General features: G+C 32.0%; 19 protein-coding genes and 1 tRNA gene. 11 read left to right on the top strand and 9 right to left on the bottom strand.

Annotated elements, in window-relative coordinates:
* Positions 1-26 precede the first annotated feature (26 nt).
* Positions 27-1328: a glycosyltransferase family 2 protein gene (locus HA140_RS09060; RefSeq protein ID WP_209040768.1), complete on the top strand. Its 1302-nt coding sequence runs from the start codon at positions 27-29 to the stop codon at positions 1326-1328.
* 1 nt (position 1329) lies between these two features.
* Here HA140_RS09060 and HA140_RS09055 read toward each other — a convergent pair whose 3' ends face one another.
* The 4 genes from HA140_RS09055 to tig all read right to left on the bottom strand — a co-directional run bounded on the left by HA140_RS09055 (position 1330) and on the right by tig (position 6761).
* On the bottom strand, positions 1330-3093 hold the full coding sequence (locus HA140_RS09055; protein ID WP_209040767.1) for a DNA polymerase III subunit gamma/tau: 1764 nt from the start codon (positions 3091-3093) through the stop codon (positions 1330-1332).
* A gap of 59 nt (positions 3094-3152) precedes the next feature.
* Positions 3153-4520 (bottom strand): ATP-dependent protease ATP-binding subunit ClpX, encoded by a 1368-nt coding sequence (clpX, locus tag HA140_RS09050; protein WP_209040766.1) that lies wholly within the window; start codon positions 4518-4520, stop codon positions 3153-3155.
* A 105-nt stretch (positions 4521-4625) separates the two neighbouring features.
* Positions 4626-5270 (bottom strand): ATP-dependent Clp endopeptidase proteolytic subunit ClpP, encoded by a 645-nt coding sequence (clpP, locus tag HA140_RS09045; RefSeq protein WP_011819266.1) that lies wholly within the window; start codon positions 5268-5270, stop codon positions 4626-4628.
* 66 nt (positions 5271-5336) lie between these two features.
* Positions 5337-6761, bottom strand: coding sequence for a trigger factor (gene tig, locus HA140_RS09040; protein ID WP_209040765.1), 1425 nt, complete (start codon positions 6759-6761; stop codon positions 5337-5339).
* A 123-nt stretch (positions 6762-6884) separates the two neighbouring features.
* Between tig and HA140_RS09035 the strand changes: the two genes are divergently transcribed.
* The 3 genes from HA140_RS09035 (at position 6885) to HA140_RS09025 (ending at position 10881) form a co-directional block, all read left to right on the top strand.
* A complete protein-coding gene (locus HA140_RS09035; protein ID WP_209040764.1) occupies positions 6885-7916 on the top strand; it encodes an aspartate-semialdehyde dehydrogenase in 1032 nt (343 codons plus the stop codon).
* Positions 7913-8815, top strand: coding sequence for a 4-hydroxy-tetrahydrodipicolinate synthase (gene dapA, locus HA140_RS09030; RefSeq protein ID WP_209040763.1), 903 nt, complete (start codon positions 7913-7915; stop codon positions 8813-8815). The genes HA140_RS09035 and dapA overlap by 4 nt, the downstream gene beginning before the upstream one ends.
* A gap of 80 nt (positions 8816-8895) precedes the next feature.
* A complete protein-coding gene (locus HA140_RS09025; protein ID WP_209040762.1) occupies positions 8896-10881 on the top strand; it encodes a ribonuclease J in 1986 nt (661 codons plus the stop codon).
* Here HA140_RS09025 and tilS read toward each other — a convergent pair.
* On the bottom strand, positions 10878-11888 hold the full coding sequence (gene tilS, locus HA140_RS09020; protein ID WP_209040761.1) for a tRNA lysidine(34) synthetase TilS: 1011 nt from the start codon (positions 11886-11888) through the stop codon (positions 10878-10880). The two genes, HA140_RS09025 and tilS, sit on opposite strands and share 4 nt — an antisense overlap.
* An 85-nt stretch (positions 11889-11973) precedes the next feature.
* Between tilS and HA140_RS09015 the strand changes: the two genes are divergently transcribed.
* Entirely contained in the window at positions 11974-12750 is a 777-nt protein-coding gene (locus HA140_RS09015; protein WP_209040760.1) for a DUF561 domain-containing protein, read from the top strand.
* A 29-nt stretch (positions 12751-12779) separates the two neighbouring features.
* A complete protein-coding gene (uvrB, locus tag HA140_RS09010; protein WP_209040759.1) occupies positions 12780-14819 on the top strand; it encodes an excinuclease ABC subunit UvrB in 2040 nt (679 codons plus the stop codon).
* A gap of 7 nt (positions 14820-14826) precedes the next feature.
* Here uvrB and HA140_RS09005 read toward each other — a convergent pair whose 3' ends face one another.
* Together HA140_RS09005 and holA are read right to left on the bottom strand one after the other, a co-directional pair.
* Positions 14827-16587 (bottom strand): aspartate kinase, encoded by a 1761-nt coding sequence (locus HA140_RS09005; RefSeq protein WP_209040758.1) that lies wholly within the window; start codon positions 16585-16587, stop codon positions 14827-14829.
* 39 nt (positions 16588-16626) lie between these two features.
* Positions 16627-17628: a DNA polymerase III subunit delta gene (gene holA, locus HA140_RS09000; protein ID WP_209040757.1), complete on the bottom strand. Its 1002-nt coding sequence runs from the start codon at positions 17626-17628 to the stop codon at positions 16627-16629.
* Between the two features lie 58 nt (positions 17629-17686).
* Between holA and HA140_RS08995 the strand changes: the two genes are divergently transcribed.
* A complete protein-coding gene (locus HA140_RS08995) occupies positions 17687-18310 on the top strand; it encodes a precorrin-8X methylmutase (RefSeq protein ID WP_209040756.1) in 624 nt (207 codons plus the stop codon).
* A gap of 30 nt (positions 18311-18340) precedes the next feature.
* Here the strand turns inward: HA140_RS08995 and mutS are convergent, their stop codons facing one another.
* Complete coding sequence (gene mutS, locus HA140_RS08990) at positions 18341-21082, bottom strand: DNA mismatch repair protein MutS (protein WP_209040755.1); 2742 nt, start codon at positions 21080-21082, stop codon at positions 18341-18343.
* 141 nt (positions 21083-21223) lie between these two features.
* On the opposite strand from mutS, the gene psbZ reads away from it, so the two are divergent.
* The 4 genes from psbZ (at position 21224) to HA140_RS08970 (ending at position 22557) form a co-directional block, all read left to right on the top strand.
* Positions 21224-21421 carry a photosystem II reaction center protein PsbZ gene (psbZ, locus tag HA140_RS08985; protein WP_002807211.1) on the top strand — a complete coding sequence of 66 codons (198 nt, stop codon included), beginning with the start codon at positions 21224-21226 and terminating at the stop codon, positions 21419-21421.
* A 49-nt stretch (positions 21422-21470) separates the two neighbouring features.
* Positions 21471-21947 (top strand): 6,7-dimethyl-8-ribityllumazine synthase, encoded by a 477-nt coding sequence (ribH, locus tag HA140_RS08980; RefSeq protein ID WP_209040754.1) that lies wholly within the window; start codon positions 21471-21473, stop codon positions 21945-21947.
* Between the two features lie 61 nt (positions 21948-22008).
* Positions 22009-22080: transfer RNA gene (locus HA140_RS08975), tRNA-Gly, on the top strand.
* A gap of 45 nt (positions 22081-22125) precedes the next feature.
* Positions 22126-22557 (top strand): nuclear transport factor 2 family protein, encoded by a 432-nt coding sequence (locus tag HA140_RS08970; RefSeq protein ID WP_209040753.1) that lies wholly within the window; start codon positions 22126-22128, stop codon positions 22555-22557.
* A gap of 27 nt (positions 22558-22584) precedes the next feature.
* On the opposite strand, the gene HA140_RS08965 is transcribed toward HA140_RS08970, so the two are convergent.
* Positions 22585-23040: a GNAT family N-acetyltransferase gene (locus tag HA140_RS08965; RefSeq protein ID WP_209040752.1), complete on the bottom strand. Its 456-nt coding sequence runs from the start codon at positions 23038-23040 to the stop codon at positions 22585-22587.
* Positions 23041-23165: the final 125 nt, after the last annotated feature.

Genomic DNA, 23165 nt, shown 5'->3' with positions numbered 1-23165 from the left:
AATTAAATTATTAACAATTTACTTTTATGAGTAAGGGTTTTTATAAAAATCGAAGATTGAAGTCGTTTATATTTCTTGGCGCTTGTTTTTTAGTAGCTCTTTTTCCTCATTTTTACGATCTAGAAAGTTTCTTTTATCTCATATTGATTCTTTCTTTTGTGATTGTTTTTTATGGTTTGATAGTTATTTCTAGAAATTTCAAAAGGAACAAAGTTTCAAATACTTTAAGCAGTAAAATTAGCAACAAAGAGTTGCCAGCACTCGATATTTTAGTTGCAGCCAGAGATGAAGAGAATGTTATAGCTCGATTAGTTAAAAGATTATTTAATTTAGATTATCCAACAAATAAATTAAATATTTACATAATCGATGATGGCAGTTCTGATAAGACGCCTTTGATTTTAGATCGATTATCTAGACAATATGAAAAACTAAAAGTAGTCAGTCGTTCTCCAAACGCAGGAGGAGGAAAATCAGGAGCTCTAAATTATGCCTTGAAGTTTACTCATGGTGATTGGCTATTAGTTTTGGATGCTGATGCTCAATTAAAACAAGATTCTTTGATAAGGTTATTTTCTTTTGTAGAAGAGGGTGATTGGTCTGCAGTTCAACTAAGAAAATCAGTAACAAATGTAAGTAAGAATTTTCTAACTTCATGTCAGTCAATGGAGATGGCTATGGACGCAATCTTTCAATATGGAAGATTATCAGTTGCTGGAGTGTCTGAATTAAGGGGAAATGGTCAATTAATTAAGAAAGATACATTATTAGCTTGTGGATCTTTTAATGAAGACACAGTTACAGATGATCTCGATTTAAGTTTAAGGTTATTATTATCAAAATCTAAAATTGGAATCTTATGGGATCCTCCTGTCATGGAGGAAGCGGTTGAGAATTTAAATGCTTTATTAGCGCAAAGGCAAAGATGGGCAGAGGGGGGGTTGCAAAGATTCTTTGATTATGGGGATCAATTAGTTACTAATAAAATTAATTATTTGCAAAAATTTGATTTAACTTACTTCTTCATCTTGCAATATGCACTGCCAATTATTTCTATTTTTGATTTAATTCTTAGTATTGCGTTATTAGATTCACCAATTTACTGGCCTATTTCATTTACAGCTTTTATTTTATCCGGAATTGCTTTTTGGTACGGTTCTTCTTGCAAAAGCGAAGTACCTGTATTGCAAAAAAGTAATTTTTTGATGGTATTTGTATCAGTTTTTTATTTATCACATTGGTTTCTAGTTATCCCTTGGGTAACAATAAAGATGTCTATTTTCCCCAAAAAGATACTTTGGCGAAAAACTCTTCATACTGGGGTCTAATTTATTCATCAAGATCTATAATTTCTCCATTAAAAAAATTTGCTAAGTTTTTTGAACTATCATCATAAGTTTCCTCATTAGATATTTTTGTTGATGAATTATTTTTTGGTTCTATTTTTTTTATTCGTTTTAAATTCTTTACTTCATTTTGGGTTGTTTCTAGAGTGCTTGTTGGATTACTTTTAGTTAATTGTTTGGTTGAAAAATTAAGTTTAATTTGATCTCCAAATATCTTTTTTACAGTATTTTCAATTATAACTTTTCTACTTTTTATCATATTTTCCCAGTTTGGAGATAATGCGATTGTGATTTTCTCCGACTCAAAACTTTCAAGTTCGGCTTGTTGTGAAAGTAACATTCTTGTTGATGGTAACTCTAATTTAGAGAGAATTAATTCCCATTTATCTTTTAAGGCATTTGATCCATGATCATCTTGAGTATTATCAGAAATATTGTCCATACTTTCATTCCTAAAAACGTCAAATTTTTCTAATTTTTCGTCTTTTGTTATGGTCAATTCCTCACAAGTCATCTCCTTTTTGATACTGGGTTTTTGAATTTCATTAGAAACATTTTCTTTTTTAGCTATTGCAATGTTTTTTATGCTTTTATACTTATTCTCAGTCGCATACTTTTTACTTTCTTCATTATTTTCAAAATTATTTATCTCTTGTTTATCTAGAAGACCAGTTAAATGTATTTCAAACCAAAGCCTTGGATTATTACTTGTTTTGATTTGATATTCAATATTTCTCAGATTATTGTGCCAATTAATTATTGTTGATTTTTGTATAGTTTTTGAGATTTTATCCAATTCATCTTGAAATTCATCAGACGTATAATAAAGATCTGAATATTTATTTTTTGTAGTGTGCAGTAGTAGATCTCGTGTAATATTCAATAATCCAATAATAATTTGATAAGGTTCGTTTCCAGCATCATATAGTTTGTTGCAGGTGATAATTAATGACTCTGGATTATTTTCAACTAATGATTTAATCAGATCTGTTAATTCAATTTCTGATACTTCTCCAAGTAGGTTTTGGATATTTTTAATTGTTACGCCCTCTGGTAAAAGATTCAGTTGTTCTAGGAGGCTTTGTGCATCTCTCATACCTCCATTAGATCTTTTTGCAATCATTTTTAAAGCCTGAACTTCATACTGAATGGATTCTTTTTCTGCGATTTCTGATAAATGTTGAAAGATGTCACTGGGACTTATCCTTCTAAAATCAAACTTTTGGCATCTACTTTGTATTGTATTTAATACTCTTTCAGGATTTGTCGTTGCAAGGATAAATACAACTCTTGAAGGCGGTTCTTCAATAGTTTTTAGTAAAGCATTAGAAGCTGCTGTTGAAAGCATATGGCATTCATCAATAACGTATACTTTCCATCTCGCTTGAGTAGGAGCAAATCTTGCTCTTTCTATAATTTCTCTTATATTTTCAACTCCTGTGTTTGATGCTGCATCAATCTCAATAATATCTAGAGCGTTCCCATCTGTAATTTGTTTACATAAGTTACATTTACAACAAGGATTTATCGTGGGTTGGTCGAATGCCTGGCAGTTTAAAGATTTTGCAAATATTCTTGCACTCGATGTTTTTCCTGTTCCTCTTGGACCACTAAAAAGATATGCAGGAGCAATTTTGGTTGTAATTAGTGCTTGTTTGAGGGTAATGGATATAAATTGTTGCCCAACCAGTTCATCTAAGGTGTTTGGTCTATATTTTTGATGAAAAGGCTGATGTATATTTGGCATTTATTTTTCATTAATTTAGAAAAATTTGAGATTAAATTAAAACAATTAAACTCTATAATTTATGCAGACTCTTTAATGATTCTTGTTGATCCTGAAGGTAGTTTAACAATTTTAGATGAGAATAAATTATCTACCATTTTTTTCGTAATTATAAATTCTTTTACATTTTCTTCAGAAGGTAATGTGTACATTATGTCAAGCATTAGTTCCTCAATTATTGATCTTAATGCTCTTGCACCTGTTTTTCTTTTATATGCTTCATTTGCTATCGCTTCAACAGAATCAGGCTCAAAAGATAATTCAACATTATCCATACTTAGCAAAGTTTTGAATTGCTTTACTAGTGCATCTCTTGGTTGTGTGAGGATAGATTCTAAAGTCTCTTTAGTAAGGCGATCTAGTACAGCACAAACCGGAATTCTTCCAATAAATTCTGGAATTAGTCCATATTTCACTAAATCATCTAATTCTAAATTTTTCAGGGAATCCCTTGGGTCGACTATTTTTTTTGTATTAACTTTGTTTTGATCTGAATTAGTGGTAAATCCTATCGAGTGTTTACCCATGCGCTTTTGAACGATATCCTCTAAACCTATAAAAGCTCCCCCGCAAATAAATAATATTTGACTCGTATCAATTTGGATGCAGTCATGATAAGGATGTTTTCTTCCTCCTTGCGGTGGCACATTAGCAATTGTTCCTTCAAGCATTTTTAATAATGCTTGCTGTACCCCTTCACCAGAGACATCTCTAGTAATTGAAGGATTCTCGCTTTTTCTTGCAATTTTATCTATTTCATCAATATAAATAATTCCTTTTTGAGCTAGTTCTACATTCATTTCTGACTTCTGAAGAAGTCTTAAAAGTATGTTTTCAACATCCTCCCCAACATATCCAGCTTCTGTCAAAGTCGTTGCATCAGCTACTGCAAAAGGAACATCTAAAAACTCTGCTAAAGTTTGCGCCAATAATGTTTTCCCACTTCCAGTAGGGCCGATGAGTAAAATATTTGATTTTTGTAATTTAGTTGCTTGTGAATCAGTTGAATTGCTATTTTTACTGTCTTCTTTAACTTTCCAAGCTAATCGCTTGTAGTGATTGTATACAGCTACTGATAATATTTTTTTTGCAGATTCTTGTCCAACAACTTGATTATCTAGAAAACTTTTTATTTCTAATGGCTTAGGAATTGAGGTTAATTCTAAAGGAACAGATTTTTTTGGATTATCAGTTGGTAATTTCTTTTTTACTTGTGGAGAGTTGTTTGTGTTCGCTTGATTATCAAGTAGTTCTTCATCGAGAATCTCATTACAAAGGTCTATGCACTCATCACAGATATAAACCCCAGGACCAGCTATAAGCTTTCTTACTTGGTCTTGTGACTTCCCGCAAAATGAACATTTAAGATGGGCGTCGAATTTAGCCATCGATTATAAGTTTTTAAAGTGAAAGGTGTTAAATATTCCCTATTCACTAGGATTGCTCATAAATATCGATTCGTCATCATATTCTTAAAAAATCAGGACCCCTTGTCACTTTTTGATAACTTTATCAATTAATCCATATTCGACTGCTTCTGAGGGGGATAAAAAGTAATCTCTTTCTGTATCTTCATTAATTTTTTCTAAAGGTTGACCAGTATGTTCAGCTAAAAGTGAATTTAATGTTTTCTTGAGAAAAAGTATTTCTTTAGCTTGTATTTCAATCTCTACTGCTTGACCTTGTGCACCCCCTAGTGGTTGATGAATCATAATCCTAGAATTAGGTAAAGCTAATCTTTTCCCCTTTGCTCCTCCAGAAAGTAGAAATGCCCCCATACTTGCCGCTACTCCAAAACATATTGTCACTACATCAGGGGATATTTGTTGCATAGTATCGTATATGGCCATTCCTGCAGTTACTGAGCCTCCAGGAGAATTAATATATATTTGTATGTCTTTTTCGGGATCTTCCGCCTCAAGAAATAATAATTGTGCAACAAGTGAGTCAGATACTTGATCATTAATTCCAGTACCTAAAAAAATTATTCTCTCCCTCAATAGTCTTGAATATATATCAAAAGCTCTTTCTCCTCTACCTGATTGTTCTATAACGGTAGGAACAGCAGCAATAGTTTTATTATTACTTTCGTAAGAACTTATTGAGCTTTGGATCAAATGTTTTTTTTCTGAGTTCACAAATTAATTTTTCGTCTTATAAATAATTTAAGGGGTTTTTGTTTAATTAGTAGGAAATTTCATAAATTATTTTTTTTCTTTTTTATTTTGAGTTTTTGAAGTTTTTGAAGTTTTTGTCGCAGTTTTTGTGGCTTTTGTTGTTTTGGAGGTTTTGGTAGCTTTAGAAGTTTTTGTAGTTTTTTCTTTTACTTCAGAATTTTCTTCAAGCCAAATTATTAATTTTTCTTTGAGTAGATCGTTACTTACTACTTCTGTTAATCTTTTAATATCTATTTGTTTTGAAGATTGAGAGATTGCTTCTTCATAATCTTGCATTTTTAAATCAATTTCATCTTTCTCGACTTTTATGTTTTCTTTTTCAGCTAATGCTTTTAAAGCTAAATTTCTTTGAACATTTTTTTCAGCTTGAGGCCTTGTGGACTCTGCTAATGACTTAACTAATTCTGGAGTGAAAGTAGATTTTACATCAAGACCTTGTTGAGCAAATCTTTGAGCGGTTTGTTCAATATTATTCCTCACTTCTATATCAATCATAGATTTTGGAATTTCAGCAACCAATTCGTTTGTTAGGGCATCTAATAAAGCTTCAATTTTGATATCTTTTTGAGTTTTTTCAAAATTGTCTTTAAGTTGCTTTTCAATATCTTTCTTTAATTCTTTTAATGATTCTTTGTTGCCAGACTGTTTTGCAAAATCGTCATTAAGTTCAGGTAATTCTTTTTCCTTAAGATCCTTAAGATTTACTTCAAATATTGCTTCTTTGCCTCTTGAATCCTCATGAGAATAATCATCAGGAAATTTAAGGTTAAGTGTTTTAGTATCACCAATTTTCATCTTTACGATTCCTTCAACGAAACCAGGGATCATTTTGTTCTTTTCTAACTCAAGATCCATTGATTCACTTGTTCCACCATCAATCTCTTTACCAGAATCTTTATATTTTCCTTTGAAACTAACTACAGCAATATCTCCTAATTTTGCTGCTCTATTGGTAACTGGAATAATGTTTGCAAACTGATTTCTAGATTTTTCTAGCGCTTCATCTATTGACTTGGGATCAAACTTTGTCTTTGATATTTCAATACTTAGTCCTTTGGATTTTTTAAGTTTTAATTCTGGGGCAACATCAGTTTGAAGAGTAACTTTAAGTGATTTTTCAGGACTAAACTTTGCAAGTAAAGATTCAAATCCATCTACCAATTCTGGCTCACTTAGTGGCTCTATAGATTTTATTTTTAACGCTTCTTGCCATGATTTATCAATAATTTTTTCCAGAGCAGAAGCATGTAATTGTGTGATGCCAATTCTTTGAATTAAGACTTGTTTAGGAATCTTACCAAGTCTAAATCCCGGAATTTTAGCTGAACGACTGATAGAACTGATTGTTTCATTTACACACGTTTTGCATGTCTCAGATGGTATTTCTAATTCGAATGAAATTCTACTTTGAGGAAGAGGTGTTGTTTTGACTATTAGTGCATCTTTAGCCATGTTTTTCTAAGTTATTACTATGAGCCGAATCTTAATTATTTCACATTATGTGATTTCCTTGAAAGTTAATTTTTTGATAAAGTAAAAAAATAGTAAATCTATTGATAAAAATTATTTTAAAGTGTGAGACAATCTCCGTATTTGCCTAATAGGCCATTAAAAGTTGCTGTTTTAGGTTCTTCAGGTGCTGTGGGATCTGAATTGCTAAAAATTCTTGAACAACGTGATTTCCCAATATCAGAATTGGTCTTGCTTTCATCAGAGCGGTCAGAAGGAAAAAAAATTATTTGGAAAGATGAAGAATTAGTTACAAAAAAAACAACTAAGGAAGAATTCAAGAATCTTGATTTAGTTTTGGCTTCAGCTGGCGGAAGTATTTCAAAAAAATGGTTGTCTACCATTATTGAACAAAATGCTTTACTGATAGATAATTCAAGTGCTTTCAGATTAGATAAGAACGTTCCTCTTATAGTCCCAGAAGTTAATGCTAGTGACGTACTTAATCATGATGGGGTAATAGCGAATCCAAACTGCACTACCATTTTGTTGACATTAGTTTTAGCTCCATTAAACAAACTTTCGACTATTCAAAGAGTTATTGTCTCAACATATCAATCTGTCAGTGGTGCAGGCCAACTAGCGATGGAGGAACTAAAACTTTTAACTGAACAATATCTTCAAGGAAATCCTCAAAAAAGTGAAGTTTTGCCATACTCCCTTGCTTTTAATTTGTTTTTACATAATTCTCCTATGCTTTCAAATAATTACTGCGAAGAAGAGATGAAAATGGTTAATGAGACAAGGAAAATATTAAATATTGCTGAGTTGAAGCTCTCTGCTACATGTGTTCGAGTCCCAGTACTGAGAGCACATTCTGAATCGATCAATATTGAATTTGCCGATGTAGTTGAGCCTAAAGATGCTCTTGAAGAATTAAAAAAATCTCCTGGAATTGAAGTTATTGAGGATTACAAAAATAATAGATTTCCTATGCCAAATGACGTTATGGGAAGGGATAATGTTGCTGTTGGCAGGCTAAGAACTGATATAAGTCAGCCTCATGGATTAGAATTATGGTTATGTGGAGATCAAATAAGAAAAGGAGCAGCTCTGAATGCTGTTCAAATAGCTGAGTTATTAATTCCAAAAAAATGATTACAGACAAAACTGAGTGTAATAATCCACTATTTGGAAGAATATTGACTGCAATGGTTACTCCATTCACTGAGAATGGAGATGTAGATTATGAACTAGCTATAAAACTTTCAAATTATCTTTTTGAGAACGGTTCTGATGGAATTGTGTTGTGTGGTACTACTGGAGAATCTCCGACTCTTTCATGGGCGGAACAGCATGATTTATTTATTGCGGTAAAAGGATCTTTGCATGCAAGCTGTAAAGTAATAGTTGGCACTGGTAGCAATTGTACAAGCGAAGCTGTGGAAGCTACAAAAAAAGCTTACGATTCTGGTGCCGACGGTGCTTTGGTCGTTGTTCCTTATTACAATAAGCCGCCTCAAGAAGGTCTTTATAAACATTTCAGTTCTATTGCTAAATCTGCAAAGGATTTGCCTCTTATGCTCTACAACATTCCTGGCAGGACTGGATGCAATTTATTACCTGATACTGTGAAGAAACTTATGGATTTTTCAAATATTCTCAGTATTAAAGCTGCAAGCGGTAGAATAGAAGAAGTAACAGAACTAAGAGCTATTTGTGGCTCCGAACTCTCTGTATATAGTGGCGACGATTCATTGTTGCTTCCAATGTTATCTGTAGGTGCTGTAGGAGTAGTAAGTGTTGCAAGTCATTTAGTTGGATTGCAATTAAAAGAAATGATTCATTCTTTTCAAAGTGGAAAAGTTTCCAATGCTCTTGCTATTCATGAAAAACTTCAGCCTCTTTTCAAAGCACTCTTTATGACTACTAATCCAATCCCAATTAAGGCTGCTTTGGAGCTAATGGGATGGGATGTAGGTAATCCTAGAAGTCCTTTGTCACCTTTAACCAATGACATGAAAAAGCAACTATCTTTTATCCTGAATTCCCTATAATAGGGATTATATTTAACTTGATAATTAAATTTAAATAAACCTTATTTGATTACAAGCAGGCCTTCATAAATTTCAAAATTATGCAATCAAGTACAAATTCACCTGTAAATAGATCTATTCATGATTCATCTAGATCTAAAAGTAATACGCCATCTCTAAGAGTAATACCTCTTGGAGGACTACATGAAATAGGAAAAAACACTTGCGTTTTTGAATATGGTGATGAATTAATGCTTGTTGATGCTGGCCTAGCTTTCCCATCTGATGGTATGCATGGCGTAAACGTTGTTATGCCAGATACAACTTTTTTAAAAGAAAATCAAAGAAGAATAAAAGGAATGATTGTCACTCACGGGCATGAAGATCACATTGGAGGTATTTCTCATCATTTAAAGCATTTTAATATTCCCATTATTTATGGCCCAAGACTGGCAATGTCAATGCTTAGAGGAAAAATGGAGGAAGCAGGGGTATCTGATAGAACAACTATACAGACAGTTAATCCTAGAGATGTTGTAAAAGTGGGACAACATTTTTCTGTTGAATTTATTCGAAATACCCATTCTATTTGCGATAGCTTTTCGTTAGCAGTTACAACACCTGTTGGCACAATTATTTTCACGGGAGATTTTAAGTTTGATCATATGCCAGTAGATGGAGAGCAATTTGATATTGAAAGAATGGTGCATTACGGAGAGAAGGGTGTTTTATGCATGTTCAGTGATTCTACTAATGCCGAAGTTCCAGGTTTTTGTCCTTCTGAGAAGACTATCTATCCCTCTTTAGAAAAACATATTGCAGAGGCAAAAGAACGAGTTATCCTTACCACTTTTGCTAGTTCTGTCCATAGAGTGACAATGATCTTAGAATTGGCCATGAAACATGGAAGAAAGGTCGGTTTGTTAGGTAGATCGATGATAAATGTTATTGCTAAGGCAAGAGATATTGGTTATATGAAATGCCCAGATGATTTGTTTGTTCCTATCAAGCAAATTAGAGATTTGCCAGATAGGGAAACCTTATTATTGATGACGGGTAGCCAAGGAGAACCCCTAGCAGCGTTAAGCAGAATCTCTCGTGGTGAACATCAGCATGTTCGTCTTAAGACTACTGATACTGTAATATTTTCAGCCAGCCCAATTCCTGGTAATACTATTTCTGTTGTTAATACAATAGATAGATTAATGAAACTCGGAGCAAAGGTTGTTTATGGAAAGGGTGAGAATATTCATGTTTCTGGTCATGGTTTTCAAGAAGATCAAAAGTTAATGTTGGCACTCGCAAAACCTAAGTTTTTTGTTCCTGTTCATGGAGAACATAGAATGCTTGTTTGTCATGGGAAGAGTGCACAAACTATGGGGGTTCCAAAGGAAAATATCTTAATTATTGAAAATGGAGATGTAGTTGAGTTAACACCTAATTCTATTCAAAAGGGTGATCCTGTAAAAGCTGGTGTTGAACTGCTTGATAACTCACGAAATGGGATAGTAGATGCTCGAGTATTAAAGGAAAGGCAGCAATTAGCTGGGGATGGTGTAGTAACTGTTTTAGCTCCTATTAGTACAGATGGAAAGATGGTTGCGCCTCCTAGAGTTAATTTAAGAGGAGTTGTTACTACTGCAGAGCCAAGAAAAATGTCTATGTGGACAGAACGAGAAATAAGCTGGGTCTTAGAAAATAGATGGAAACAATTATCCAGACAAACTGGGCCGAATAATTTTGAGGTAGATTGGATTGGTGTACAAAGGGAAATTGAAAATGGTTTATCGAGAAGAATGAGAAGAGAATTACAAGTTGAACCACTTATTTTGTGTTTAGTTCAACCTGCTCCAAGTGGAACTCGTGCTTATATCCCAAAGATTACCGAAGAGCAAAATTTCTCCAATAGAAATAGAAATAATAATAATTTCCATAAGAAATCAAACAATAATCATCCTAATAGTTCAAATAACCCACAAAATACCCAAAAAAGTCCAAAAGTTTCACAGAATCCATCAGCTGAGACTGCTACAGAAGATTCATTTGAAGGTAGAACAAGAAGAAGAAGATCTGCTGTAACATCTTAACTTTTTTCAAAATTTATATAGTTTTTATCCCAAACAATTTTTAAAAACTCTTGCAGATTAATTTGACCTTTATTTTTTTCATAAATTGAAGTTGCTAATTTTGTCAGATTTTTAGAACTACATTGCTTTGCAGATATTTCTTTTAAAAATCTATTTAAAATTGTGCACCTCGCTTCAATACACATACCATTTAGGAGATTCCTATCGATACCCTTAACATCTTTACAATATAAATAAGCTAGTTCACTAAGATCATTACGTTCATTATTGTATTTGCTCATTTTTTGGGAAAAATTATTTATCCTTTCAGAACAACCAGGATAGATAACTTCTAAGGTAGGAATAATTTTTTTTCTTACTAAATTTCTTTTTAATTTAAGATCTGAATTTGTAGGATCTTCCCAGACTGGGATCTTCATATCATTGCAAAATTGTTTTGTATCTTCCCTACTGAAAATTAATATTGGTCTTATTAAATAAATTTGATTTTCTATTAATCTTTTACTCTCAATATTACTCAGACCTGCAAAATTGCTTCCTCTAGATAAATTGAGGATAAATGTTTCTGCATTATCACTACTCGTGTGACCAGTTAACAAATAAATATTATGTTTTTGCTTGTGTTTATTTAATAAAGTTTTGGCTCTTTCACATAATTTTTCATATCGCCATTCTCGTGCTTTTTCTTCTGAAGAAATACTTTCTTTATTTGCTTGATCAAAAGAGAATGAAATATTTTTATCTTCGCAATAATCTTTTAATTCAAGAGCATATAGTGATGATTTTTCGTGCCACTGATGATCACCATGCCAAACACTAATAGACCAATTATGTAGTTTTTTTAGGTCATTAATTAGGGTTAATAAGGCCATTGAGTCTTGACCCCCCGATACACTTATTAAAATATTGGATCCTTTGGGAATAAATATTTTTTTGGTAAGAATCTCCTTATGAAGCTGATGATGCCATGATGACCAATTTTTCTGACTTAATTTTTTATCAGTCATTTTGTGTTGCTCAGATAATATTTTTTAAAAAATGCACTGTTTTACTAAAACAATGTCACAATCGGGTAATAAATTCATTAAGTAAATGAGTCTGATTAATCTTTTGCCACAAAAAATCAAAGAAGAGTTAAGAAGCAAATCCTTACTCAAAGTTATTTCAGGATTGAATAATTTCGATGTTCAGTCTGTGAAAATAATTGTTGAGGCTGCTTCATTAGGAGGGGCAGATCTTGTCGATATTGCTTGTAAACCTGAACTCGTTGATTTAGCACTTAAGAATTCAACACTACCCGTTTGTGTTAGTTCAGTAGTGCCTAGATCTTTTCAAGATTGTGTAAAAGCAGGAGCATCATTAATTGAGATAGGAAATTACGATACTTTTTATGAAAAAGGCATTTATTTTTCAGATAAAAAAGTTTTAAACATTACAAAAGAGACGAGGGATTTATTGCCTAATTTTCCTTTATCAGTAACTGTTCCTCATACTATGCCTATTGATAAACAAGTTGATCTTGCTGTAAAGCTAGTGGAAGAAGGCGTTGATATTATTCAAACAGAAGGTGGTACTAGTTCTGCTCCTTACTCTCCAGGGATTCAAGGTTTTTTTGAAAAATCAGTACCAACTCTTGCAGCTACCTATGCTATTCATCAAGAATTTAAGAAACAATCTCTGAATATACCAATCATGAGTGCCTCTGGATTAAGCCAAGTAACTTGTCCACTAGCAATATCTTCTGGAGCCTCAGCAGTTGGCGTTGGATCTGTGGTTAATAAATTAGATGATTTAATATCAATGATTGCGGTTGTTAGGGGCTTAAAAGAATCTTTGAAAAATTCAATAATTGGAGAAAAAATTTCTTAGTATAGCAACATCCTTTAGCTACTAGCTTGATGAACCACTATAAGCTTCAAGCTCCTTACGAACCAAATGGAGATCAACCAGAAGCTATTAAAAAATTAGTTAAAGGCGTAAATAATGGTAAACAGTTTCAGACTCTTTTAGGAGCTACTGGAACTGGTAAAACATTTACCATTGCCAATGTAATTCAACAAACAGGAAGACCAGCACTTGTTTTAGCCCATAACAAAACGTTGGCTGCACAACTATGTAATGAATTAAGGGAATTTTTTCCAAAAAATGCAGTTGAGTACTTCATTTCTTACTACGATTACTATCAACCAGAAGCTTATGTACCTGTAAGTGATACTTACATAGCCAAAACTGCTTCAATTAATGAAGAAATAGATATGCTTAGGCATTCTGCAACACGCTCATTATTTGAAAGAAAAGATGTAATTGTTGTAGCCTCAATAAGTTGTATTTATGGTCTTGGTATACCGAGTGAGTATTTAAAAGCTGCAGTTAAATTTGAAGTGGGAAAATCAATAAATCTACGTTCTTCTTTGAGGTCTCTTGTTGAAAATCAATATACTAGAAATGATATTGAAATTACTAGAGGTAGATTCAGAATTAAAGGTGATGTTTTAGAAATCGGTCCAGCTTATGAAGATAGATTAATAAGAATTGAGTTATTTGGTGATGAAGTCGAGGCTATTAGATATGTTGACCCTACTACAGGAGAAATACTTGAAAGTTTAGAACAAGTTAGCGTTTACCCAGCGAAGCATTTTGTGACTCCAAAAGAAAGACTTGAGAGTGCAATAAGTGCAATTAGAAGTGAATTAAAAACTCAACTCGATAAATTTACATACGAAGGAAAATTATTAGAGGCTCAACGTCTAGAACAACGTACAAAATATGATTTAGAAATGCTTAAAGAGGTTGGTTATTGTAATGGAGTTGAGAATTATGCTCGTCATTTATCAGGGAGGGAGGAAGGTTCACCACCAGAATGCTTAATAGATTACTTTCCCAAAGATTGGTTGTTGGTAGTTGATGAGAGTCATGTAACATGTCCTCAACTTCATGCGATGTACAATGGTGATCAATCTAGAAAAAAAGTGTTAATAGATCATGGTTTTAGATTGCCAAGTGCTGCAGATAATAGACCTTTAAAATGTGAAGAGTTTTGGGAAAAATCAAAACAGACATTATTTATAAGTGCAACTCCTGGTCAATGGGAATTAGATCAATGTGAAGGTGAATTTATTGAGCAAGTTATAAGACCAACTGGGGTATTAGACCCGGTAATTGATGTAAGACCTAGTGAAGGCCAAATAGAAGATCTGTTATCTGAAATAAGAATTCGAGCTGAAAAGAATCAAAGAGTGCTTGTGACGACACTTACTAAGAGAATGGCTGAAGATCTAACTGATTTTTTATCTGAAAATAAAGTAAGAGTTAGATATTTGCATTCCGAAATCCACTCAATTGAGAGAATTGAAATTATTCAAGACCTTAGAATGGGCGAATATGATGTTTTGGTAGGAGTTAATTTATTAAGAGAGGGACTAGATCTTCCAGAAGTATCTTTAGTCGCCATTTTAGATGCTGATAAAGAAGGTTTTCTGAGAGCTGAAAGGTCATTGATTCAAACAATAGGTAGAGCTGCCCGACATGTTGAAGGTGTTGCCTTGCTTTATGCAGATAACTTCACAGATTCAATGAAAAGAGCAATATCTGAAACTGATCGAAGAAGAACTATTCAAAAAAAATATAACCAAATCAATGGTATTACTCCAAAACCTGCAGGCAAAAAAATAGAAAATTCAATATTATCTTTTCTAGAACTTTCCAGAAAACTAGATGCTGGTGGTTTATCTAAAGATTTAATAAATATAGTTAATAACAAAACTGACGCAATTCTCAATTCCAGTGATAATCAATGTTTGCTCGAAGAATTGCCTGACTTAATAGAAAAGTTAGAAATTAAAATGAAAGACGCTGCAAAAGAGTTAAATTTTGAAGAAGCAGCAAATTTGAGGGATAGAATCAAAAAATTAAGACAAAAATTGGCAAGAAACAATTAAAAAGAACTTATTTTTCTAATTCGAAATGATTATGAATCGCATGAACTGCTTTGTCACAATCTTTTTCTAAGACAATACACGAAGTCCTAATTTCACTAGTGGCAATCATTTCAATATTGATATTTTGGTTAGCCAGTGCTCTAAATATTTTTCCAGCAGTTCCAACTTTAAATGCCATTCCCGCTCCAACAGTACTTACTTTGGCTATTGCAGGACCATCTTCAATGTATGAACCGGGTAATTTCTTTGTTAAGACCTCAAAAACCAAGTTAGCTTTTTCTCTATCCTGCTTATTCATTGTAAGACTAATATCCTTAGTTTTTAGAGAGGAAATTCTTTCAGACTGCACGATCGTATCGAAAAGTAAATTATTTTCAGCTAATGCTAAACATATTGATGCTGCTACACCTGGACGATCAGGTAGTTTTCGAAAACTTACTTGAACTTGGTTTTTATCTAATGCAATCCCTCTCACTTCAGGTAGATCTTGTTTTTCGTTGATGGGATTAATAAATATTTGTGTATCGGATAACTTAAATTTCTCAGAAATAAATCTAATAGCTTTTGGTATATTATTAATTTCAATTACGCAGCTGACTTTAATTTCACTAGTAGCTATTAATCTGACATTTATATTTGCTTGAGATAAAGTATCAAATAAATCGGCCGAAACACTTGGTCTACCCATAATGCCTGCTCCTTGAATACTCAATTTAGTCATGTTTGTTTTTAAATTGTATTCTCCTCCTAATTGACTAGTTATAAGTTCACATTGTTCTGCAGTTTTTTTAACTTCTAATTCACTAACAGTAAATGTAATATCGTTATTATTTCCATCATTTGTAGCTTGTATGATTAAATCTACATTAATACTTGCTTCTGATAGTTTTTCAAATATTTGTGCAGCAATCCCAGGCCTATCAGGAATGTTTGAGAGACTGAATATTGCTTGGTTTTCTAATATTTCAAGACTATTGACTGTTTTTGTTAATTCTAAGCTTCCTCTTTTTAGCGGGAGAGGTTGGATTTGACTCGCCAGGAGAGTACCATTTGAGTCACTTTGGCTTGATTTGACGCACAATTTAATTCCATAATTGCGAGCAATTTCTACTGCTCTTGGATGCAGAACTGAAGCACCAACGCTTGCAAGCTCAAGCATTTCTTCACAGCTAATTTCTTCTAAGAGTTTTGCATTAGGTACAATTCTTGGATCAGTAGTAAGAACCCCTGGAACATCTGTATAAATTTCGCAAGTTTCAGCTCCTAAAGCTGTTGATAATGCTACAGCGGAGGTATCTGAACCACCTCTACCAAGAGTTGTAATTTCCATTGATCCCGTATGACTTAATGATGTTCCTTGAAATCCAGCAACGACAACTACAAAACCTTGGTTTATATAGTTCTGGATTCTCTCTGTTTTAATATCGAGAATTCTCGCTTTCCCATGTATTGATTCAGTAATGATTCCAACCTGGCTACCGGTCATTGAAATTGCAGGTATTCCGCATTCGTTTAATGCCATTGATAGAAGAGCTATGGTTACTTGCTCTCCAGTTGAGAGAAGCATATCCAATTCTCTTCGATTGGGATTTTTACTAATTGATTTCGCTAAACAATTTAAATCGTCTGTGGTTTGCCCCATTGCAGATACAACCACGACAATTTCGTTTCCTGCCTCTTTACTTTGACAAATGCTACTTGCAATATTTTGAATTTTTTTAATATCACCGACAGAAGTACCGCCAAATTTTTTTACTAGTAAAGCCATATTTAAATCATAATGTAAATTTTTAAACTTATAATTTGGTTAACTTAAATTTATTAAATTCTCGGTAAAAACATTCATAGGATTATTACCTTGTTTTAGTAATGATTCAATATCTAATAAGTTACTCATTAAATTAATTAAATATTTTTGCGATATGTTTTTTACTTTCCTTCGAACGAGAAAAATTCTTTTTGGATTAGAAATTCCCGAAAGATTACAAATCTTTTCTGCATTATCACTTCCTGAATTAACTGCTAATTTTACAATGGTATGAATTCTGATTTGACTAATTAAGCCTGCATTTAATCTTAAAGCAGGTTCTCCCTTCTGTAAGGAATAATTTATTTCGATGAGGCTTTCATTAATGTTTTTTTGTAAGAGAAGATCAATGATTTTGAAAATGTTGGATCGATGATCACAAAATATTTTTTTTACATCAATACTTTTAAGAAAAAGTTGTGAATTCGAATCACTTGCGACTGCTGTTAGGTATGTTTTTGCCTTAGCTAATTCATTTATTAGTTTAAAGCTATCATTCCCAACAGATTCAATAATTAATTCAGCTGCATTTTTATCAATTTTGATACTCATTTCATTTGCTGTATCTTCTAAGAATCTTTTTTGTCCCTCATAGTCCCAGATTTCTGGTAAAGAAAATGATTTTTCTTTGGCTAAATTATTTTTGATAAGTTTTTGTAAAAATTTAGTACTCTTTAGTCTTGAGTCTGGTTTTTTTGTATTTTGTAAAACGAAATAAGTATTTTGAGGTATATTGTTATGGATTTTTTGAAATTTACTTGTTAGATTTTCATTTTTTGCATTAAAAATTGGATTATTTTTCAATGTAACTATTCTGTATCCATCTCCAAAAGGAGGTGTAAGAACCTCATCAAAAGCTTTTTTTACTTGTTCATCATCTTCTCCATTTAGATTAGTTACGTTTATTGCTTTCCATTCTTTGGATACTTCCTTATCAATTAATTTCCGAATAAATGTATTTTGAGCATTTAGATCATTACCCCATAATATTTGTATTGGCATAATCGCTCAATAAAAATCATATAATAACTATGTTTATTTTTAACATAAATTAAATTTAATGGTTATTGATCATCCAATTTTTTTGGAAAGCATCAGATTTATAAGATCTCATGTAGGAGAAAATGATCTAAATTATTTGGAAAATAAAGTTTTAGAAAGATTAATTCATACTTCAGGAGATTTTTCTGTTCAAAATCTTCTTGAGTTTAGTGAAGGTGCCTGTAAAAAGGGCCTTCAGGCGCTTAAAAATGGAGCTCCTATTTTAACTGATACCGATATGGCAGCAGCAGCTATAAAATCAATGGCAGAAAATACTAATAGGAATAAAGTCTTTTCAGCAAGAAGTTGGTTTCAAGAGAATAAAGAGGCAAAATTAACTAAAACTGCATATGGCTTAACTGAAGGTTGGAAAGAATTATCTGTTCAAAATTCTGGGATAAAATCACCTATTGTAGTTATTGGCAGTTCGCCAACAGCCTTAACGTATTTGATTGATATCTTAGATAATGCAAAAGATTTCCCTAGTTTAATTATTGGAATGCCCGTCGGATTTATTGGAGTAGAAAAAAGCAAAAACAAATTGATTTCTACAGATCTTCCTAGAATTGTTTTGAATTCAACTCGAGGAGGTGCTGCTATGGCAGCTGCTGCTGTTAACGCTTTGTTGAGGGAATCTATTTAAAAGTATTTATCTTATAAACTTGCCTATGATCTAATCAATATTTTTATTTAACTTGTTGTTATTTTCTAAAGAATTTAAAACTGATTTTGCTTTTTCTATAACTTCTTTTGGAACTCCTGCTAATTTAGCTGCTTCTATACCATAGCTTTTGTTTGAGCCCCCTTTAACAATCCTGTGACTAAAAATTAGCTGATCTTTATTTTGTTCTACTAATACTTGAAAATTTTGTATATTCTTATTTGAATTTTTTAAATAATTCAGCTCATGATAGTGTGTAGCAAAAATAGTGTTACATTTAATTTTTTTTGCAAGATACTCGCTTACAGACCAAGCTATTGAAAGGCCATCAAAAGTAGATGTTCCTCTACCTATCTCATCAAGTAAAACTAGTGAGCTAGAAGTTGCCTGATTTAGAATTGATGCAGTTTCAGACATTTCCACCATAAATGTTGATTGCCCAGATGATTGATCATCAACCGCCCCAATTCTTGTAAAAATTCTATCTGCAATCTTGATTTCAGCATTAGTAGCAGGAACAAAGCTACCAATTTGTGCGAGAATTTGTATTAAACCAAGTTGCCTTATAAAGCAACTTTTTCCGCTTGCATTGGGACCGGTTAATATAATTAATTTTTGATTTTCCTCAAAAGAGATATCGTTTGCTATAAACTTTTTTTCATTTAATAATTGCTCTACAATTGGATTTCTTCCTGCGATTATTTTTGTACTATTTTTTGTCATTGAATCATTTATTGGTATTAACGAAGGTTTTATAAAATTGTTTTCTACTGAAGTAATTGATAAACCAAGCAATGCATCAAGAGATGCTATGGATTTTGCGATTGATCTTATTTGTTTTGTTTTTTCAGCAACTATATTTCTTAATTCGCAGAAAATTTCATATTCTCTCGATGAAGCTCTAGTTTTTATTTGGAAAATCTTATTTTCTTTACTTTTAATTTCTGAAGTGATATACCTCTCTTCATTAGTAAGTGTTTGTCTTTTGATCCAATGTTGGGGAGCTAAATTAACTTTTGACTTATTTATAGAAATGTAGTAACCAAAATTTTTATGAAATTGAATTTTTAGGTTTGAAATTTTGCTAATTTTCCTTTCTTTTAATTCCTCTTTATTTAGCCACTCAGAGTAATCATCCATTAAATTGCGTAAACCATCTAATATATGGTCAACACCATCGTGGATCATGCCTCCTTCACTAATATTCAGAGGAGGATTTTCTATCAGTTTAAAACTTATAGTATCAGCTAATTCTAAGAGTCCTTCATCAATATTTTTTAATTGATCAGTCCAATCTGGGAGATCATATTTGAATAATTCAATTATGGATTTTAGTCTAGGCAATTTTTTTAAACCTTCAGCTATTGCAATTAAGTCTCTGGGACTTGCATGACCTGCACAAGCTCTACCTGCAAGTCTTTCTAAATCCCCCATTGCTCTAAGTAAATTTTGGGTATCAATACGTAATTGTTTAGATTCAATAAAGTTTGTAATTATATTTTGTCTTTTATAAATTTCATTAAGGTTTAATAGGGGTGAATCTATCCACCTTCTTAAACACCTTGCGCCCATGCAAGTATAAGTTCTATCAATACTCCATAGTAGCGAACCTACATAGTTGTTTTCTCGTTGTGTATTTTTGATTTCTAAGTTTTTTTGAGTTTGATAATCAATAATTAATTTGTTGTTACCAAATTGAATTTGTGGAAAGTCTAATGAAATTTTTACAGAAGAATCTTTATCAAAATCTGAAGGATTAATTTTTTCTAAATAACTTAATAAACCTCCAAGTGATCTAGTCGCATTTTTTAAATTTTTAAGTCCTATTCCTTCTAGGTTTGCAATTTGGAAATAATTTTTTATTAGATAATTTGCTTCATTAATGCCAAAGTTAGTCTCTTCTGAAACAGTGTATGTAATTTGACTATTACCTTTGATTAATAAATTTCTTACTTCATTGCTTCCTACAATGATTTCTGAAGAATCTAATTTAATAATTTCATCAAATAGTTTTGATAGAGATTGGCCTTCTAAAGTTATTAATTCTCCTGTACTTACATCAGCTTTTGATATGCCCCATTCATAAAATTCATTTGAGTTTCCTTCTGATAAGTAAATAGCAGTAATCCAATTATTTTTCTTTGCAATCAACATCCCCTCTTCAATAACCGTTCCTGGAGTTATTATTCTTGTTATTCCTCTTTTAATTGGAGTACCATAATTTCCAGAACTTTTTTCTAATTGGTCGCATATAACCACAGAATAATTTTTTTTAATTAAATCAGCACAGTATCTCTCCATTGCATGATAGGGAACGCCTGCCATAGGGATCTTACCAATCTCTTTGCCAGCATCTTTACTGGTAAGAGTTATTTCTAAAAGGTTAGATATTAATACAGCGTCTTCAAAAAAACATTCAAAAAAATCTCCTAATCTATAAAGTAATAACCTATCCTTATTTTCCTCTTTTAGAGTGACATAATGCTTTATTACAGGAGTTAATTTCAGTTTTGAAACTGTTTTATAGCTATAAGATTCTTCATTGATGCAAATATTTTTGTTATTTGAAATTAAATCAGTCTTGAATTTATTTATTAAATTAGTTGAATTTTTTCTTTGTCTAGGTCTTTTTTGCGATTCTTTTTTTAAATCTTCCAAAGATAAATCTTCTGGAATTTTTGTTATTTCTTTTTGGTCATTATTTTCATTACTAATTGCAAATAAATTCTTTTGAATTATCGTATCTTCTTGCATACTTTTTTAATTCCTAAATAGATACTAGGTAGATTTTTTTTTTTTGCATTTAAAGTGTCTAAAGTATGTAAATTTTCTCTAAAAATTATCATTTTCATGAGACTATAGTATTTATAATAATTTGAAACCTTAGACTGAATTATGCAGGCTGTTAACTTTTTCTTCGTAAATGCTCTATTATTTGCTTCTTTAATTGCGGTAGTTGGAGTACCTGTTTTATATGTGACTCAACCCTCTACTGAGGAAGGACAGCGAGAAAGTAGGAGAAAAATCTATTCTATTGCTGCTGTTTGGGTTGTTTTGGTTTTTGTTACAGGGATAGTTTCTTCATTAGTTTGAACTTAATACCTTTTCGTGAGAGTCTATTAATATATCGAAGTAAAATTTAATGGCTATTTTTGAGGGTACTTTTACTAATGCGTCTACTTTAAAAGTTGGGATTGTAATAGCAAGATTTAATGACTTAATTACAAATAAGATTCTATCTGGTTGCCTTGATTGTTTAAAAAGACATGGTTTAGATACTTCTGAATTAAGCAATCAAGTAGATATAGTGTGGGTTCCTGGTTCATTCGAATTACCAATCGCAGCTAAAACCCTTATGAAAAAAAAGAGTTATGACGTCGTAATTGCTCTTGGGGCTGTGATCCGTGGTGAAACTTCCCACTATGATGTAGTTATATCTGAGGCGAGCAAAGGTATTTCACAAGTTTCAAATGAAAATAATGTTCCAATTATTTTTGGAGTTTTAACTACTGATACTATGCAGCAAGCTCTAGAAAGAGCAGGGATTAAAAATAATCTTGGTTGGAATTATGCTTTACAAGCAATTGAGATGGGAACTTTAATTAAAAATTTAAATTAATTGAAAAAATTTAATTATTTTTATCATTGACCCCTTCTTTGAGATAAAATAAAAAAGTTATGCGGATGTAGCTCAGTGGTAGAGCATCTCCTTGCCAAGGAGAATGTCGAGAGTTCGAATCTCTTCATCCGCTTTTAATGTTTGTATCTTTTAGAATATTTTTAGCAAAAATTTTGTAATGACTAGAGTTATTTCTATTGAAGATTTAAAGGGATTATTTACTAAACCTTATGGTATAGATGCACCAACAAAACAAAAATGGGCTGAATTTTATAATGAGAATGTTATTTTTACAGACCCAACTCAGGAAACAGAAGGCTTGGATTCTTATGTTAAAGCCCAAGAAAAGCTAGTTAAAAGATGTGATGATGTTTTTTTAGAAACTCATGCAATTTCCATAACTGGGGATTGTGGATTTGTTGAATGGACAATGGGTTTAAAAATTATGGGTAAAGAATTCATTTATCCTGGAACTACTCGTTTATTATTTGGTGAAAATGGATTAATCAAAGAGCATAGAGATTACTTTGATTTTTGCGGCCCAACTTTTGGACCAGTTCCTATTTTAGGACCTTTCATAAGATGGCTTTATAGTAAATTTATATCTTGATTTTGTTTTTTTTAGAAACAGAGTGCTTTATATTTCACGAATCAATAAATTTTGAGAAGAAACTTCTTTAAAATCAAATTTAGAATAAAACAATTTTTTATTTGTTGTCATTAAATATAATTTTTTTGTATTTTTAATTTTTTTAGAAGATAAAAGATTTTTTAAAATTAATGTGCCAAAACCTTTGCCTTGGTGATTTTGATCTATAACAATATCCCAAAGCACTCCGCGGTAAATCCCATCGGTTAAAGCCCTACCAAAACCAACTATTTCGTTACCAACCCAAAGACTTATTACTACATCACTGTTAGCAAGACATTTTTTTAGATCATTGATTGTTCTATGCTTTGCCCAGAAAGCATTGGTATCTAGCAATTTTTGTAGCTTAATTAATCCATTTGTTGGTTTAAGATTAGGACCTAATCCAAAAATCCTTAACCCTAAAGCTCCTTTGGCATGTTTGATTAAAGATATTTCTTTCATTTATTAAAGAGATTTTTGAAAGGTGATGTCAGCTAGGTTATTTTTGTGACTTCAATCTAAATACCTTAATCGATCGTTTCTATAAAATAAAGAGATAATAGTTTTCTTCATTCTGTTGTAACGCA

This window comes from Prochlorococcus marinus CUG1417, assembly GCF_017695975.1.
Classification (GTDB): Bacteria; Cyanobacteriota; Cyanobacteriia; order PCC-6307; family Cyanobiaceae; genus Prochlorococcus_A; species Prochlorococcus_A marinus_AG.
This window is presented reverse-complemented; position numbering and strand designations above follow the sequence as displayed.

Excerpts from the sequence above, each read along its gene's own strand:
- HA140_RS09060 (WP_209040768.1), top strand. The coding sequence starts at position 27 with ATGAGTAAGGGTTTTTATAAAAATCGAAGATTGAAGTCGTTTATATTT.
- HA140_RS09055 (WP_209040767.1), bottom strand. The coding sequence starts at position 3,093 with ATGCCAAATATACATCAGCCTTTTCATCAAAAATATAGACCAAACACC.
- clpX (WP_209040766.1), bottom strand. The coding sequence starts at position 4,520 with ATGGCTAAATTCGACGCCCATCTTAAATGTTCATTTTGCGGGAAGTCA.
- tig (WP_209040765.1), bottom strand. The coding sequence starts at position 6,761 with ATGGCTAAAGATGCACTAATAGTCAAAACAACACCTCTTCCTCAAAGT.
- dapA (WP_209040763.1), top strand. The coding sequence starts at position 7,913 with ATGATTACAGACAAAACTGAGTGTAATAATCCACTATTTGGAAGAATA.
- HA140_RS09025 (WP_209040762.1), top strand. The coding sequence starts at position 8,896 with ATGCAATCAAGTACAAATTCACCTGTAAATAGATCTATTCATGATTCA.
- tilS (WP_209040761.1), bottom strand. The coding sequence starts at position 11,888 with ATGACTGATAAAAAATTAAGTCAGAAAAATTGGTCATCATGGCATCAT.
- HA140_RS09015 (WP_209040760.1), top strand. The coding sequence starts at position 11,974 with ATGAGTCTGATTAATCTTTTGCCACAAAAAATCAAAGAAGAGTTAAGA.
- uvrB (WP_209040759.1), top strand. The coding sequence starts at position 12,780 with ATGAACCACTATAAGCTTCAAGCTCCTTACGAACCAAATGGAGATCAA.
- HA140_RS09005 (WP_209040758.1), bottom strand. The coding sequence starts at position 16,587 with ATGGCTTTACTAGTAAAAAAATTTGGCGGTACTTCTGTCGGTGATATT.
- holA (WP_209040757.1), bottom strand. The coding sequence starts at position 17,628 with ATGCCAATACAAATATTATGGGGTAATGATCTAAATGCTCAAAATACA.
- HA140_RS08995 (WP_209040756.1), top strand. The coding sequence starts at position 17,687 with ATGGTTATTGATCATCCAATTTTTTTGGAAAGCATCAGATTTATAAGA.
- mutS (WP_209040755.1), bottom strand. The coding sequence starts at position 21,082 with ATGCAAGAAGATACGATAATTCAAAAGAATTTATTTGCAATTAGTAAT.
- psbZ (WP_002807211.1), top strand. The coding sequence starts at position 21,224 with ATGCAGGCTGTTAACTTTTTCTTCGTAAATGCTCTATTATTTGCTTCT.
- ribH (WP_209040754.1), top strand. The coding sequence starts at position 21,471 with ATGGCTATTTTTGAGGGTACTTTTACTAATGCGTCTACTTTAAAAGTT.
- HA140_RS08970 (WP_209040753.1), top strand. The coding sequence starts at position 22,126 with ATGACTAGAGTTATTTCTATTGAAGATTTAAAGGGATTATTTACTAAA.
- HA140_RS08965 (WP_209040752.1), bottom strand. The coding sequence starts at position 23,040 with ATGAAAGAAATATCTTTAATCAAACATGCCAAAGGAGCTTTAGGGTTA.